Here is a 17,676-nt window from a genome sequence, read left to right as displayed (position 1 = left end):
CATCCGTACTTGCAAAACCGTTTACAGCAACATTAAGCAACCATAGCTACACTGAGAAATGGTCAGCTACCAAAAATATTTGGGCGCAGGAGTGAAAAATTAGGACTCCAGTTTTCTGCCATCATGCCAGATACATCTCAATATCAAGCAGCGCATTTAAAGTTTCTTCGACACTGCCCACTTTCCACCTACAACCTTCCACCTTCCACCTTCCACCTAAAAAACTCCGCCTTTTGGCGGCTTTTTTTATTTTATGCGACCTGTGAATGGTCATTGGAGACAAGCCCCTTGTAAACGCGCGCAAAAGATCTTATGATTAAAGACGTATGTATTAATTAAAAAACAATTCAAGGATTTTAACCATAAATCAAATGGAAAAGAGAGGAAAACAATGAAAAAGAAAGAAAAAGAACACACAATACTAAAGCGGGTGATCGCCATGCTTTTGGTGGTTTCTTTGCTTTTGAGCACCCTGCCCGCCAGTGTGCTGGCAGCCGGCGGCGAGCGTCTGCAGGCAGCTGTAAAAACGCTGGAAGAAAACGCGGCGCCAGGGCCGGAGGTCACACCCGAGCCCCAGGAGGAGCCAGACACCACCGAGCCGGAAACCCCTGAGCCGGAAACCGCTGAGCCGGAAACCCCTGAGGCGGAAACCACAGAGCCGGAGACCGCCGTGTTCGAGCCAACCCAGCCAACACCGGAAGCCCAGGCCAAAGAGGCCGAAGCCAAAACCCCAGAGGCCGACCCGGCGCCAGAAGGCGAAATCATGAGTGTATCCAATGCCCTGACCGTGGCGGAGTCCCCCCAGACCCAGGACGCCGAAATCGGTGAGAGTGTGGTTCTTGCGGCCAAAATCGAGGCCCAGAACCCCGACGGCGTTACCTACCAGTGGCAGTGTAAGGAAGGCGGTGACCCTGGCACCGAGGTGCAGAGCACCGACGAAGCCTTAGAAAAAAAGCAGAAAGACCTGGCCATGGCCGAATCCATCGACCTGACCGGGATCACCGGCGACGAGAACGAGGAAGCCGCCAAGGCCGTGCAGGAAAAGGAAAACGCCATCCGTGAGGCCAAAACACGCCCCATCCAGCCCGATAACGAGGGCTGGAGCGACATCCCCGGCGCCAACGATACCCAGCTGGCCGTAACCCTGGACAGCGAAACCGCCGGCGCGCCCATGAGCTACCGCTTGGTGGCCTGCACCGCCGACGCCGCCATTGCCACACCGGCGGCCATGGTCCGCACCAACAGCGATTTCGCGGGCGGCACCGGTACCGAGCGCGACCCCTATATTATCGCCACCCACCAGCAGCTGTGGAACCTGCATAAGTATGAGGGCACCGCCAGTAAAGGCAAATACTGGCGGTTGAAGCCGGCCCAGGGAAAAGATCTGTCCACCGACAGGATCCCCATCGGAAAGCAGGGGCAGCCCTTCATGGGCACTCTGGACGGCGACGGCTATACCATAGAGGGCGAAGACCCAGGTACAAATGACATGTATGATACAGCATACGTGCCCATTCCGGGCTACAATAAAAACGGCAAAGAGATTACGGCCTACGGCTGCGCCCTTTTTGGTTTTTTAAAGGACGCCACCATCGTCAACCTAAATGTCCGGAGAATCTCCTCTGGCAATGTTTCGGTCGGCAAGGTTTCAGGGACCAATGTGTCCATCGCCGCTGGCGCCCAGCTGGCAGCTGCCGGCGAAAATACCACCATTGAGAACTGCTACACAGAGGGAAACTCGATTTATAACAATAAGTTTCTCGACGGCGAATATACATTACCATTTTTATGGATTAAAGAGCAGATCAATGTCTACCGTTATATGCTAGGTGGCGGGATTGTGGCCTGCGGCGAGGTGGGGGACGGCTACTCGGTTCGTTTTACCGGGACCATTGCCAATTCCCATACCATTCCCTGGCTCAGTTGTATGGGTGGTAATATTTTTAGAAGTTTTACATCGACAGGGACCATTCATCCGAACACCTCACTGGATCAAAAATACCGCCCCAGACTCGTAAATGTTTACAGCAGTAAAGGACCGCTTGATTTTTTTGATCAGGATAAGATCACGCCCGGAAGTACTCGGATTGACGCATACGGCTGGAATCCGGTAACCGACCAGTTTAACGACTATGTGGTCAAGGGGGATAAGCTTCTTAACTACTGGAGCAACAGAGGCATCCATCCCGAGATTAACACCCGTGGTGTGCTCGACTTTACCGTGAGCGATTATATAAAAACCTATGACGGCAGCGTCCAGAAGGCCATTGTCAACTGCGCCTGGAAAGAAACCCAGCGCGGCCGCGACTGGGACTACAGCTATAAAAAAGATAATGGCCAAGGCGAAACCGTGGACGAGGACAGCGTCAAGCTGCCCGGCACCTACCTCATCGCCTTCGAGGAAAAAAACCGGGATTACCATTTAGGCAAAGTGTCCAGCTGGCTTCCCGACTGGGTCGCAAACCCCGACAACGCCCGCCTTATTGTCAACCCCATCGCGGATAAGACCGCTCCGGTATGCGGCGTCGTCACCTATACCGATGAGGAGGGCGGCAGCTACCAGCCAAATACCTGGACCGATAAAGACGTGACCGTCACATTTAACATCGACGATTTTACAAAGGGTGGCAATTACAACACTGTGTGTGATAAAACCCCCTATACCGTAGACCAGGAAGGCAACGAGGTGAGCGGGATCGGGGACAAGGGCGTTGTCATTAAAGACGCCAACGGCACAGTGCAGAACTATACAAAAGATGGCAATAACTACACCGTCACCCTGAAGGTGGATGAAGGAAAGCAGCTGACCACCACCCTTGTGGTCACCATGACCGACAAAAAGGGCAACACCAGCATGCAGACCACCGAGCCCATTAAAATTAATAAAAGCGCCATTAAAATTGAAGTCACCGGCCAAAAGGATAACGATGAACAGGCCACCATCCTTTCGGGCGGCAGCGCGGACGCGGGCTATAGTTTTTTTGCCCAAAACCGCATCCGTTTCGATGTCAAGGCCGAAATGGACGACAACAGCCTTTATGTAAACAGCATCCGCTATAAATTTGTGCCATTGAATGCTGTGGCAGACACAGTTCCGTGGGAAACCACCGATTTTACAGATCACCAAAACCCCCACAGCATTAACATGACACTGGAAAACACCTTTGACGGCACACTGCACATTAACGCCACCAGCGTTAACGGCAAAAGCGTGGATGTCAGCTACAAGGTTATGCTGGAGAAACACCAGCCCAGCATTATAAGTATTGCATACATTGGCTATAAAGGGCAGGGCGAAGGCGGAAGCGCCGATAGCCAGCCCGCGACTGCCTATAAAAATAACGAAATCTACCACAAGGCGGATTTAAACATCAGCTATGAAGACCCAGAAGCCGAAAAATCCGGCATCGCCAAGGCTCAGGTCTACCGGGCAGACAATAACGAGCTGCTGGCCGAAAAGGTCATCTCCGACACACCCGGCGGCCAGGGCCCAGTGCAGGATACCGTTACCCTTACCTGCGGCCAGACCGGGAACTACCCGGTAAAAGTCCTGCTCACCGATAAAGCCGGCAACGAAATCGCCCAGACCAGCGATACCTTAAACATCGAGGCCGCCGCCCCGGCGGTGGACGTCACGTGGACCGCGCCGGTTGACGGGAATAAATTCGGCTTTGACAGCTGGTGTGACCAGAACGCCACCGTTACCCTGAGCACCACCAATAGTACCGACATTGCCAACAAGGTAGACTATTACTACCGGCGGGCAAAACGGGATACGGTGATCGACAGTGAGCCGTGGGTAAAAATAAACGCCCAGCCCCTGAGCCCCACAGAAACATTAGACTACACCGTCACCGACGATGGCAAGTGGCGCTATCAGTTTAAAGCCACCACCCAGGCCAATATCTGTGGCAATGCTATGGACAAGAATATTTATATTGACCGCAGCCCTCTGGACACCGTGACCCTTGCGCCCCAGGACGTGAGCACCACAGATAACACCGATGTGCAAACCGAGCCCAACGGCAGCGGCTGGTATACCGATGCAGACCGCGCCCTGCAGGTGCAAATGAGCCTGGCCAACAGCGGCGAGAGCAAGATTACCGGCCATTATACGCTCACATACCAGCCGACCGAAATTGCAAAACCGGAAGAAATAAAGCTAGTGAAAGAAGATAAATTCAGCACCGAGGTCGGTAAGGCAGCCACCAGTATCACAGTGCCTTGTAAAACAGGGGATAACAAGGCCGAGGACGGCGTCTATACCTTTACGGTTTATACTGACACCGAATCTGGCCGCGGCAGCGTCAAAAAGGTCTACACCTATAAGGTGGACCGTACCCTGCCGATCCTAAACCCCAGCTGGTTTGTGGATAAGGAAAACAGCAGACAAAAATTAGCTGGCTGGACCGATCAGCCAACGTCAACCACCGGCACTCACTATCTGTTTTACAAAAATCAGCCGGGCCGGCTGGAAATCGACGCTGAGGATAATACCGCGGGACTGGATAAAATAGAATACCAGATCTGTAACGACATCACACAGCAGGATACGCCCGCCGACGGCGTGTGGCAGGTGTACGACGCCGATAATATGCCCGTCTTCAGCCCGCGGTTTAGCGGCAATGTGTTTATCCGGGTGACGGACAAGGCCGGCCATGTGCTGGACCCTGCCAGCGGCAAAGACTACACCCACAGCTCCAGCTTTTATCTGGATGACCAGAAACCCCAGGCCGAGGTCACAGCCGATAAAGATTTAACCAAATGGCAGACCGGCGTCAGCTTTGACGTCAGGGTAAAGGACGCCGAGTCCGGAATTAAGCTCATAGCGCTCAAGGCTGATAATGAAGCGAATGTTTTAGCCACCGAGATTGCAGATATGACAGAGGATAAGTGGAAGACCCTGGGAATTGAGAACTTTAAAGCGACACAAGAGCCCTCCGGTATCTACTCCGAGATCAGCTTTACCTATCATTCCGACACGCCCTCTGTTGACAAAGGAACACCAAAGACCCTGACTCTGGACGTGACCGACAACAGCGGTAACACCGCAGCGCAGATCGAGAAGGAATACAAAATTGATACTGTGGCGCCTGTAGTGTCTGCTGCCTATACCGATAGCAGAGAAAACGGGAAGTGGTACAACCAGGCTCCGGGCTTTAAAATTGAAAATACAAAACAGGCGGTAAACGCTGCCGATGAAGGAAAAACCCACACCCTGTCCGGCGTGCGCTATTACTACAAAACCTGGAAAAGCGGAGATGTAGAGCCAACGGACTGGACCACCATCAACGATACACCTACGGATAAGTCTGTCGTCTATACCTACCCCGACGAGGCCAATGCCAGCGTACAGTTTCGAGCCGTGAGCGAGACTGGCGCAGAGAGTGTTTCGAGCACCATGTCCGTCCAGGTCGACCGCACCAACCCTGCGGACCCGACCGTGGCCGTGAAAAACGTGGATGGAATCGAAGATCCCGATGGCCAAAATAGCTGGTACAAGGGCGCATGGCCTAGCATCGAGATCATAGACCCAAAATACACCCCCCAGCAGGCCAGTGAGAGCGTTTTTTACAAGCTTTACACCGGCGCCGACGGCAGCAAGGCCCAGACAGCCACCAAGGGGCAGTCCATTTTAAACAGCAGCTTTAACAAGGATGCCAGCTCGCCAAATAGCGGAGCGCCCGGCATTGTAAAAGACAATAACGGGAAAAAGGATAACATCGCCGAAGTGGCGGCCGCCGCGCCAGCAGACCCGACCGTGATGGCCGAGGGTGCGCGAACCTATGAGGAGCCAGAGAAAAAACAGAGCAATAAGCTGGTAAAATCAACGATTCATGTTTTGAATTTATACCCACAGGGTAAAGGAAGCGATGGGAATCCTAAACCTGACGACACAACGGGGAAAGTGCTGATTAAATGGATGGTTGACCTTGCAGGCGTAGTCGGTGACAAAAATAAAATGGCGATAACAAGTGGAGATGCGAATGGAAATGAGCTTGCATTTACTGTTAAAGCAGACAATGGTGAAGTAATAAAGATGACAATCACGCAAAAATCCGTCACAAATTTTAACGCGTCTCAAAAACCAGAGGATATGCTAAAAAGATCAGACGGATCATATTACGACCTCATCTATCTTGGGGCGATGGACGCCAATGGCTCTCAGGATATCGGGGACAGCACCTTAGGGCCGATTCAGAATTATATGAACGCCGGCAACGGTTTTCTGGTAGGCCACGATGCTTTTTCCTATCAGGCGCCCAATATTGTTAAAGCCATGGAGAGTCTGGTCAATATAACACCTGGCTGGACGAAGATGGCTGACGGCACAATTGATCAGGATGAGACTTTATACCCAAATACAGGCAAATATGAGACGTCAGAATTTGCTCAAGTAGTACAATCCGGTAAAATCACAAGCTTTCCCTTTAAAGTAGGCAATAAAGGGACAAATATACCTGTCCAAAAAACACACGATATTTATCAGTTTGCCAAAGGCGATGTGTGGCTGCAATTTTCAGATGGCACAAATGTTAAGAATTACGGGGTCACAGAGTATAAAAAGGAAAAGGGTACCAGCAACTATTACCTGACCACCAGCGGCAACGTCGGCATGTCTCAGGTAGGCCATACCAACGGGCAAGCGACCGATGAAGAGAAAAAGCTCTTAGTCAACACCATGGTCACCCTGGCCCAGAAACCCACCTCCCAGTTTACCACAGAAAACGGCGAACCAAAGGAGGTGAACGCCATTATCCGTACCCAGGAACAGCTTGAAAAAATCGGTAACATAGCAGCGGGTTACCCGCCAAACGGGCTTTACGTGCTGGGCGATAACATTACCATTGATGGGAGCTTTACCCCCATCGCCAATTTTTCCGGCAGCTTTGACGGCGGCAACTACACCATCACCTCATCCGGTGGGAAGGCGCTGTTCGCGAACACTACAGCAGAGGCTCGCATTATGAACTTTAATCTGGACAACTGCCAGCTGGTCAGCAGTACCAACGCTGGGCAGATCACCAACTGTGCCAGTAAAAACGCCAGCAAGCCCTTAATCGGCACGGCCAACAGCGGCAATATTGCCTATTGCAGCGTCATAGGCACCAGTCTGTCCCAATGCGGCATCGTGCCCACTAACACAGGCGTGATCCAGGACTGTAAGGTAACTGGGGACATCACAGCCAGTTCAGACGGTTCAAACCAGATACAAATTGGCGGCATCGCAGCAACCTCCAGCGGTTCTATCCAGAACTGTGAATATAATGGTGACATTGCGATCAATTCTAACGGCCTCCAGGCCGGCTTCGTGGGCGGCATCGCCGGAGATTCTTCCGGCTCCCTGTCGCGCTGCAAGACCAGCGGGTCTATAACTATCAGCAGCGGCGGCAGTTTTAGCAGCGCCGGCGGCATTGTGGGTATCTACAGCCAAAAGTCTCTGGCCGACTGCCAGAGCAGCATGAACATAAACACGGCCGGCACCTACGATGTGGGCGGTATCGTGGGTTGCCTGACAGGCAAGGGCAGCCTGAGCAGCTGCGAAAATACCGGAATAGTCGATGCTACTGAAAATACCGGCGGCATCGTGGGCGTTTTGGACGGGGACACCAGCCTGCGCAACGCCATTAACACGGGCAAGGTCGTAAGTGGTGGGACGGCCGGCGGCCTGGCAGGCACAAACCGTGGCAGCATCAGTGATTCCAAAACCTCGGGCGCTGTTGAGGGCGGCACAGGCGCTAAGGGCGGCGCAGTGGGTCTAAATGACGGCGGCAGCATTGTCAGCTGTTACGCAGATCCCACCGGCATTACCCCTAAGGCGGATGCAGCCGGCTTTGTGGGCAGTCATGAAAACGGCGGCACCATCAACACCTGTGCCACCACAGCCAACAGCTTTGTGGGCACCAACTATAATTCATCCGCCAATCCCAAAATCACGGCCGACGGCGTCTATACGCTGGAAACCTGGGTGAAGGATGAAGCCACCGATATCAATGCTCAAAACCAAAACACCTCCGGCACCGTCAAAAACACCATCATGGTGGATACCCACGGCCCAGCGCCCTTTACCGCCACGGTAGAAAACAATGTATTCACCACCCTGCTCAATACACTCACCTTTGGGCTGCTTTTTGACAAAACCACCGACGTGGTGCTGGAAGCCAGCGACGATGTCAGCGGTATGGACAGTATTGAGTATAAGGTGTACGCGACAACAGACAAAAATACCGACCCGGCGGGGGACACATCAACGCCTGTGGAAACCAAGCGTGTCAGCGGCAAGGACAAGGTAACCTTCAGCATCACACCCGATTTCCAGGGTTATGTGCGCGCCACCGCCACCGACAAGGCTGGCAACACCACCGAGCTCAGCACCGACGGTTTCAGGATCAACTCCACCCTGCCAAGGGTCAAGGCCACCGCGAAAAAAGGCAGCCTTGATTATAATGGAGACTGGTCTAAGGATGCACTTACGGTAACACTGGAATATGTTGACAGAAATGAAAAGGGCGATCTCTTGGCAGGTGATTTCCAGAAGTATCAGTATTCCATCGACAATGGCAAAAACTGGGCAGATGTAGCTACAAACAGCTATTTCAGTGTTTCGGGCAGCGGCAGCAACCAGACCCTTACCTTTAAAAACACGACCAGCCAGAATTTTATCTTCCGGGCAGCCATTACAAATAGAACCGATAGTAAAACCGCCTCCGAAACCACGGCCGTCAACATTAAAATTGACACAGAAAAGCCCAAGGTAGAAGAGCCGGTATTGACGGGAACGCCAGTAACGACTAATAATGGCTACGCCATTTACGGCGCCCAGCCAACCCTTACCGTCGATGCCAAAGACCCAGAAGTGTCTGGCCTTATGGACGGTAAAACTGATAATTTCGCCAGCGGCCTGAAAAGCCAGCAATATAAGCTGAAATCAAGCGATACTACAGCCAAAGACTACACAGGCCCTCTGGCAATGAAGGACGGGAAATACGAGTTCAACTTTACAGCCACCGACAACGCGGGGAACACAGCGAGCACAACAGAAAAAAAATTTATCGTGGACACCATGGTGCCAAATGCGCCTGAAACAGAAGCAAAGGCCGGCGCCGTGATCTATAACGGCAGCTGGACAGCCGATAGTGTGACCATCACCGCCAAAACTAAGGATACAATTACGCCGCTCTCCGGCTACAACGGGAACGGCATACAGTATGCCCTTTACAAGGACGGTGAGCTAAAGCAAGACTGGAAGGACTATAACGGCACAAGCGTAACCATAGAAGCATTAGAGAACGGCAGCAATGACGGCAGCTGGAGCGTCTGCTTTAAGGTGGTTACCAATGCCGGGCACGAGAGCGCCCAGAGCGTGGTAAACGTCAATATCCAGAAAACAGCGCCCACCATTTCGGTCGGCGTCAGTGGAACATGCAGTGAAGGGGCCGATGCCCAGCCGGCATGGACTAACCAGCCGGTGACCCTGGAGGCTGCTACCAACGGCAGCACCCTGTACCAGAAAAAAGGGACAGGCAGTTACGAGGTATGTAAAGATACCAGTGGCCAAAGCACCACCCACCAGACAGTCACCGTCAATACCGATGGCGTGACCACCTACCAGTTTAAGGGGGAAAGCAAATCAAAATTAGAGAAGGTGAGCGATGTCTATAATATCGCCCTGGACCAGAAAGCTCCGGATATACCAAAAATATCCTTTACAAAGGACGGCGTTGATACCACACTGGAGGCTGCTACCAGCAGCCAATGGTATCAGGACAATGAGCGAAACACCCTCAAAATTACCGACCTCACCAGTGACACAGGTGACTATAGCCCAAGAACCCTAAAATACCGTGTCTACAAAAACGACGCGACAGTGGTTCCGGATTATACGAAAGCCACCGGGACAATAGCCAATATCAATGATACCAACATCACCGAAAGCGGCACCTGGATTCTGGAAGCCTATACCGAGGATGCGGCCGGCAATGCGTCGGCAGTCAACCGGCAGGTTTTTAATTATACCAAAAGCGACAACGTGCCCACCATCACCATCGGCTATGATAAACAAAAGGTTACGGAGCTAAGCGACAAGACACCGGTTTATAAAGGTGCGGTCACAGCGACCATCACCGCCACCGATGATCTGGTCGGCATTAAAAAGGACAGCCTGAAGTTTAAGCTCGAGCCAGATGAGGGAACCAAGCTGCAATACGGTACCCTGACCCGTTATACGGGACCAGTGGAGATTGAAAACTTTAAGGGAACAATCACCGTCGAGGTTACAAACAACGCGAACCAGACAGCAATGCTCACCCAGCGCATCTGCGCCGACAGCCAAAAGCCCAGCGTTTCCATTCGCGACGCGGGTAATAAGAAGGAACGCCAGTGGCAGAAGGAAAGCTTCTCGCTGCAGGTAAGCGGCGGGGAGGATACCAAATCGGGTTTTGCCAAATACCAGTATTATGACACAACAAGTAAAACATGGGTCGATTTTACAGAGAGCCACCGCATTAATGGTAATCTTGACTATTTATGGAACAATGTAAAATACGACGTTACCCAAAACGGCAAAACCCTTGTGCGGGTGCGCGCCGTCAACAACGCGGGCATCGAAGGGGACGAAGCCACCTTCGAGGTCTGGAAAGATGACACCACTGCGCCCATCACCATTCAGGTCAAGTCGGACCTAGTTGGAGATAGAAATTGGAGCAAAAAGGTTGAATTTACACCAAGTATTCAAGGCACAATGCCACCCTCCGGTGTGGATTATTATTACCGCGCAAGCGATACTGATCCCTGGCGCAAGCTGACCGGGGCCAGTCTGGCCATCCGTCAGACAACGCCGGGCGCCGGCCAGGCATACACCTTTAAGGCAGTCTCTGGCACTGGCAACGAATCGGCCTTCGTGGCTGCAACCGCCTATATCGACGGCGAAAAGCCAAAGGCACCGCAGCTGTCCCGGAGTCTGGAAACCCCGGACGGCGACAACGGCTGGTATGTCACCAGTCCAGAGATCATCATTACCGAGGCTGCTAAAGACGCGGGCCAAAGTACCACAGGCTTAGACATCGACGACGAGCTGCGAAGCAAGGTGCAGACCGAGTATCAGCTCGCTGCGCCACAGGCTCAGACGGCTAATCAAAAGTCCTGGCTGCGCAGCCGTGCGGCGGACACCGCCACCCAAACCTGGCAGCAGGGCGATAAAATTACCTTTACAGGAGATGGCAGCTTTGATTTCATGACCAGAAGCAGGGACGCGGCGGATAATCTGTCGGACCTGACGAAAAAAGAAACCATTAAAATTGATACCGCCAATCCAACGCTGGAAGGAAGTGATATTACAGTCAGCCGTGTAAGTGACGGCGGGCTGTTAACTAAAATTTTGTATAACGACACGGTGGAGGTCACCGCCAAAGCTGCCGATGTGGGGTCTGGTGTCAACCAGATCACCTATCAGCTGGGTAACGATGAAACCACCAAAAAAACCCTGACCGCGGACGGCAACGGCAGCGTCAGCTTCCGGCTGTCACCCAAACAGGGAACACCATTAAATACCAGTCTTAAGCTCATAGCCACCGACCTGGCAGGCCGTGAGAGCGCTCCGGTTACAGTGGATAACATTCTGCTGGAGGTTGAAAAGCCTGAAGCAAAAGTGAGCACCACCGCAACCCCCAACGCCCAGGGCTGGTATAAAGGGGAGCTGCCCTATACAGTGGAAGTGTCCGATAAGGACGCGGGCCTGCAAAGTGTTAAGGTGACCGCGAACCAAAATGGTACAGAAACCGTGATTGCCGATGAAAACATCGACGAGACAGACAGCAAAGCTACCCGGCAATATAAGGGAACACTGACAGCGAGCGGAAATGCCCAGACAGTTACCATTGCGGCCACCGACCAGGCGGGCAATACCCAGACAATCGAAAAGCCCTTTAAGCTGGAAACCAAAGCCCCAGACCTGGGCGTAAGCTTCAGCCTGGTGGACTCAGGCAGTACGGCCTACAGCGGCGCTACCAGCTACGACGTCCAGGCTCAGCTCAGCTATGACGAGCCGGTCTCCGGCGTCGAGGATTTACAGGTCAGCGCCGATAACGGAAAAACCTGGTCCTCGGTCAGTGACGCCCTGGACAAAACACATAAGCTTACCACAGAAACCAATGCCGAATACCGATTCCGTCTGGTGACCAACGCGGGCAATGTCTCCAATGAGACTGCGCCGCGGCGGATTGTGATCAGCCGGAAAATGCCGGATCCGGCCAGCATCGAGGTGAAAGATAAAAATGGACAAATCATGAGCGGTACCTGGAGCAACCAGGATCAGACCGCGATCATCAGCCTGCCAGCCTGCAGCGATGCGGGCGTACAGGCAGCCACCGAGTACCAGTATCGTACCCTGAAGGACAACACGGAGGATGCTGGCCGCACAGGCAGCGAAGCGCCGCAAGGCACTGCGCAGCAGATTGCGCTGGCAGACTTTACAGAGGAAGGGTCTTATACCATTAAGACCTGGGGACAGCAGAAGGACAGCGGTCTGAAGGACGAAGCGAACCTGTGCGAAGCGCAGGTGCTGGTGGATAAAACCCCGCCGCTGGCGGATAAGAGCAATGTTAATGCTGCGATGGACAACGGCCTTTTAAAGGCAAATGTTTATGTGTTTGACAGCCTGAGCGGCGGCGGAAGCGTGGACTATACCCTCACCCGGAGCGGTGTGGAATCTTCAGTCCAAAACGCGTCCTGCAGCCAGACGGGCGAAGCGAGCATCGATATCGGTGATCTGGCCCCTGGCGACAAACTAACAATTACAAAGCTCTATGACAAGGCTGGCAACAGCGCAGACATGACAGCGAAAAATGTGGTTGAGATTCCGGACACCATTGACCTTACCAAAATTACTGTGGGGCTCACCCCGCAGGAAACCACCGAGCAGGACTGGTACCACGGGGCAGCTCTGTCTGCTCTGGCAGACATCAACATTGAGGGTGGCACTAAGCCTGAGGATATTAAAGACGATGCCGGCAATGTGGTCAAAACCTATCCGGCGGACAACAGCCTGACAAAGCTGGAGGTCACTTATCCGGATAACTCGGTAGCGATACTCGACTATACCCAGCCGGACAACAGCGGAAAAACTGAGGAACAACGGCTCTTAGACAATATTACAGGCGAAGGAAAAAATCTCAGCTTTAAGGTAAAAGCCTATGACGCCTGGGACAACAGCGCCGAGGCCGAATGGATTTACCAAAACGACGCCACCCCGCCGGACAAACCCGAGTTTAAACTGACAACCAGCGACGGTGAGGTGGGCACAGACGGGAAAACAGACAAAGAAGTTACGCTGACGGTTAGCCCTGACACCCAAAACGAAAACCCGGACGATCCGGATAAAATACAGACCTCGCCGCTGCGCGACTGGCAGTACAGCCTGGACGGCGGCACTAGCTGGAGCGAGGCATACCCCATTACCGATCAGCCCCAAAGCCTGAGCCGTGTCATTGCCGGCAAGGGATTTATGGACACTGACGCCATTGTGGTAAGGGTGACCGACCTGGCGGGCAATATCGGCGCAAACAGCGATGCCAAGAGCCTGCACGTCACCGATACCCAAGCCCCTGTGGATCTGGGTATTACCGAGACAGACGGCACCAGCCCGGTGGACAGCGCCTGGGACTGCCGCAAGGCAGACCGTGTATTAAAGGTGCACGCCACCGACCCGGCAGATGGTGTCATCAGCCTTGGCCTTAAGGAATGGAACTACAGCCTTGACAATGGAAACACCTGGCAGGCTGACAACATTCCCTGGGACGAAACGGGTGAGAACAATATCACCATCACCGATGACGGTATTTATAACGTGATCTTCAAAGTCTGGGACAAAGCCGGCAATGTGTCGGTGCTGGACAAGGCGGCTGTGGTCAAAAAAGATCTGACCGCTCCTGTGATAGAAGAACAGAAGATTCTGTTTGAACAGAAAAAGGGCGCGGACAACTGGATCAAGGCAGCCATTCACTGGCTCAGCTTTGGCAACTTCTTTAATGACAGCATCCGTGTAACGGTGCCAGTCACAGACGCGCTGAGCGGGAACCATTCCGTTAGCTTCAGCGTTGGAGATACGACAACAGAAGTCGTTGTAAATGATGGAAAAGCGGTATTTACCATTCCGGTAAACGCGGCCAAGGATCAGACCCTTCAGGTTTCGGCCAAGGATGTGGCGGGTAATGTGTCCAGCACACTGCCGGTCACGGGTGAGGGAAACACTGCCCAATGGACCGTGGAAAACAGCGGGCCAGTCATTGGTGACAGCGTCACCGATATACCGGCCAACGCTGCGGGATGGTACGGCAAGGAGGTCACTGTCAATATTCCTGTTGAGGATGCAGACAGCGGCCTGGCTGCCATTACCTGGCAGCTGAATAATGAACCCGAACAGACGGTGATGCCGTCTGAAAATGGACGAAAGGACAAAGAAACCGTTGAGGTGAAAGTGACCGAGGATGGTGTAAACACCATAAAGGTAGCTGCCACCGACAACGCGGGCAACAGCGAAAACCGGGAGTACAGCTTTAAGCTGGATAATGGTAAGGAGCTTACAGCCTATATTAGCGAAACCACCGGCGAGCCGGTAGATGCGGATCGCTGGCGCGGTGGAGACACCGTCAGCCTCAAAGCCAACATGGCTGTGGGTGTAAGTGATATTGCCACCTGGGAATATACCCTGGACGGCGGCCAGACCTGGACCGACCCCAGAGCATGGGGCGATGAAAATATCCTCGAAATTAAGGAGGACGGCGTCTACTGTCAAAGTGTGGACCGCCAGGTGGTTGGGAACCTTATCGGCATTCGTGTGACGGATGTGGCGGGTAACCAGACCGAAAGTCCTTACGAATCCATTAAAAAGGACAATGAAGCGCCGGCCTTTGCCGCCGTCTATATGGATGAAGCCAATGGAAACACCCACGAGACTGTGCGCTGGCATAAAGAGGGAAAACCGAGCGTGCGCCTGGTTCCAGAAATGGAGCCGGCCGAAAAGGCGCCGGTAACCCACACCTGTGTCCTCAACGATGAGCCGGTGGTGTTTGACAGTGAAGCAGAGCTGAGAGAAATGCTCAGGGAAGGCGAAAACATCCTTCGTGTTTACGCAAAGGACGCTGCCGGAAATGAAGCAAAAGAAGGTGATCAAAACTATATTGAGAGAGTATTATATATTGACACGGAAATGCCGGAAATCGGCGAGGTAAGCTTTAAGGACAGCGGCAATAATCCGCTTGAAAAGCTCATCCACTGGCTAAGCTTTGGCAATTTCTTTAACGAAGCAGTGCAGGTGACCGTACCGGTAACGGATACGACCAGCGGCTGCGAAACGCTGTACTACAGCCTTGACGGCCAGACCAGGGAAATATCCGTAAAGGACGACAGGGCAAGCTTTGAGATCCCCATGGATACAAACGCTTCGCTCAGCTGCTATGCAAAGGACATCGCGGGCAATCGCTCTAAGACGCTGTCCATTGGTAAAGAAAGCGGCAGGTGGGTCATTACCGACAAAATCGAGATACCGGATCTTTGGATCAACGGCGAGGCCGCCCTTGGACAGTGGTATAATCAACCGGTTTCCTATGAGCTTCTTGTAAGCTGTCCGGAGGCGGGCATTAACAGCATTGAGCAGACCATTGATAAAGGCGAACCCGTTATCCTTCAGGAAGCCCTGTTTTTGAAAAGCCTTATTCCTGAATACCGTGTGACCGGAGAGCTGGGCGACGATGGGATTCATCAATTGCAGCACAGCATCACCGATCATGCTGGAAATCAGACACAGAGAGAGGATATTATCAAGATCGACCAGACAGCGCCTAAGGGGTTAAAAATAACCGGGGCGCCCCAGAATGGGGAGATTCTGGAACCGCAGACCTTAACGGTCTGGGCCGATGACAGCATAGAAGGCATTGACACCAGCGGCCTGAAGGAATGGTCCTACACCCTTGACGGTGGAAAAACCTGGACAGCGCCGCAGCTCTGGAATCAAAATGGACAGAATGACATAACCGTTAAGGACGCGCGCGCCTATGATATTTCCTTTAAGGTTTGGGATCATGCCGGAAATGTCAGTGAGCTGAGTGCGACTGAAAGTGTACGGTTTACCATTGCCAGCGATAATTCATTCAATGTGGTGAACCCTGTGACAGGGCTGTATTTTACGACAGTCCAGCTGATGGGATTAGCCGGATGCTTGATCGCGGTTTTGGCAACGCTGCTGCTAAGCTTGGCTTGGCGCCGTAAAAACAGGCAAAAATAACAGCGCTGCCTTGTCGAGTGATTGGCAGGAGCGGCTGAAAAGGAAATGAAATGGAGCAAAATAACCAGGCTTATCTCGGGCTGCGCCAGGCCCTTGAAACTGCCGTAGAGGCTATGGACCCGGAAATCCGGGCTCATAGCCTGCGGACAGGTCAGCGTATGGAGACTTTACTAAAAGAAATGGGCCGGTCTGATTTGTTAGACCTTTGGACATGGGGAGACCTGTCTCCCCTTAATTATCATGATCTGGGAAAAAAACCCGGTGAATATGGGGCAGCACACGCAGAGGCGGGTGAGATGTTTTTTAAACGCCTGCATCGGCTTTTTTCCCAAATAAGCGGCCAGGCAGCGATCTTTACGAGCATCGCCGCAGATGTCTGCCACTATCATCACTGCTATTATGGCGCGTGCCGGTTTGAATCGGTCAGCGGTGGTGATATCCCGCTGGCAGGCCGGGTATGTGCTGTGGCAGACGCCTGGGACAATCTGGCGCTGGACGGGCTGAGGCCCAGCCAGATTTTAACCAGTCTGGAGCCGCAGAGCGGAGGCCGGTATGATCCGGAGGTTATCGAGGCGTTACGGCGTTTTTATGAACGCCACGGCGCGCTGGAATTATAAAATATCGAATAAAGTAATTACCATAAAATGGGACAACGGCTGTCACCCATCAAAACACCGAAGGCCACATACGCACACGCGTATGTGGCCTTCGGTGTTTTTTGCTTAAAGAACCTAAAAAAAGGAGAAAAAAATGGTACTGGCAAAGTATATGAAAATCCATGAGCTGGATACAGATCTGGAAACCTATTTAAAAAGACATCCCGAGCTTTTTGAGGCAGTGGATACCGGCTACCAAACCAGAGACGGGCGTGCCCCAGAGGCAGAGCTGATTTATCATGGACACGAGACACACACCTGCCGCCACTGCGGCGGTGTCCTTAAAAAGAAAACCATGGGCTTAAAAATGAAGAAAAACGGCCTGCGCGTTGTCAACGGTTATGCCAAAGCCGTAGAGGACGCCAGCGGCCGGCTTTATATTATCTGGGTGTGTACGAGAGTATGTGAGCGCTGCGCCAAAAACCAGCGTGTGCTGCCCGTTTTTGCGGCGCGCTGGATGCGCAGCACCCTGTTTACCATTGGCCGAACCCTTTTGCATTTATTTGCAAACGATGAACAAAACGAAAAGCCCTTAAAACAAAAATGGAACCGCCCCTGGCTTACCATGCCTTTTTACGGGGAGATGAGCACCGTGTACCGATGGCGGCAGAAAATAAAAATAATTTTTGATTTTTAATAATAAAACGACGTTCGTGCGTCCGTTAAAACCATAAAAGCCTGTAAGATAGAACCATCAGCAGGCGTAAAAACAAACACAGCCTGCTGAAATAAAATTATTTT

At 52.6% G+C, this 17,676-nt stretch carries 3 protein-coding genes; all 3 read left to right on the top strand.

All coding sequences use genetic code 11. The annotated features are described in order from the left end of the window. Positions 1 to 391: 391 nt before the first annotated feature. On the top strand, positions 392 to 16,279 hold the full coding sequence (locus tag CPZ25_RS11670) for an Ig-like domain repeat protein (RefSeq protein ID WP_096920500.1): 15,888 nt from the start codon (positions 392 to 394) through the stop codon (positions 16,277 to 16,279). Between the two features lie 50 nt (positions 16,280 to 16,329). After that, positions 16,330 to 16,896 (top strand): HD-GYP domain-containing protein, encoded by a 567-nt coding sequence (locus tag CPZ25_RS11665; protein WP_096920499.1) that lies wholly within the window; start codon positions 16,330 to 16,332, stop codon positions 16,894 to 16,896. A 133-nt stretch (positions 16,897 to 17,029) separates the two neighbouring features. Next, a complete protein-coding gene (locus CPZ25_RS11660; protein WP_096920498.1) occupies positions 17,030 to 17,572 on the top strand; it encodes a hypothetical protein in 543 nt (180 codons plus the stop codon). The last annotated feature ends 104 nt before the right edge of the window (positions 17,573 to 17,676 follow it).

Source organism: Eubacterium maltosivorans (genome assembly GCF_002441855.2).
Taxonomy (GTDB): Bacteria; Bacillota; Clostridia; order Eubacteriales; family Eubacteriaceae; genus Eubacterium; species Eubacterium maltosivorans.
The sequence above is the reverse complement of the archived record's forward strand: the minus strand, read 5'-3'. Positions and strand labels throughout refer to the sequence as shown.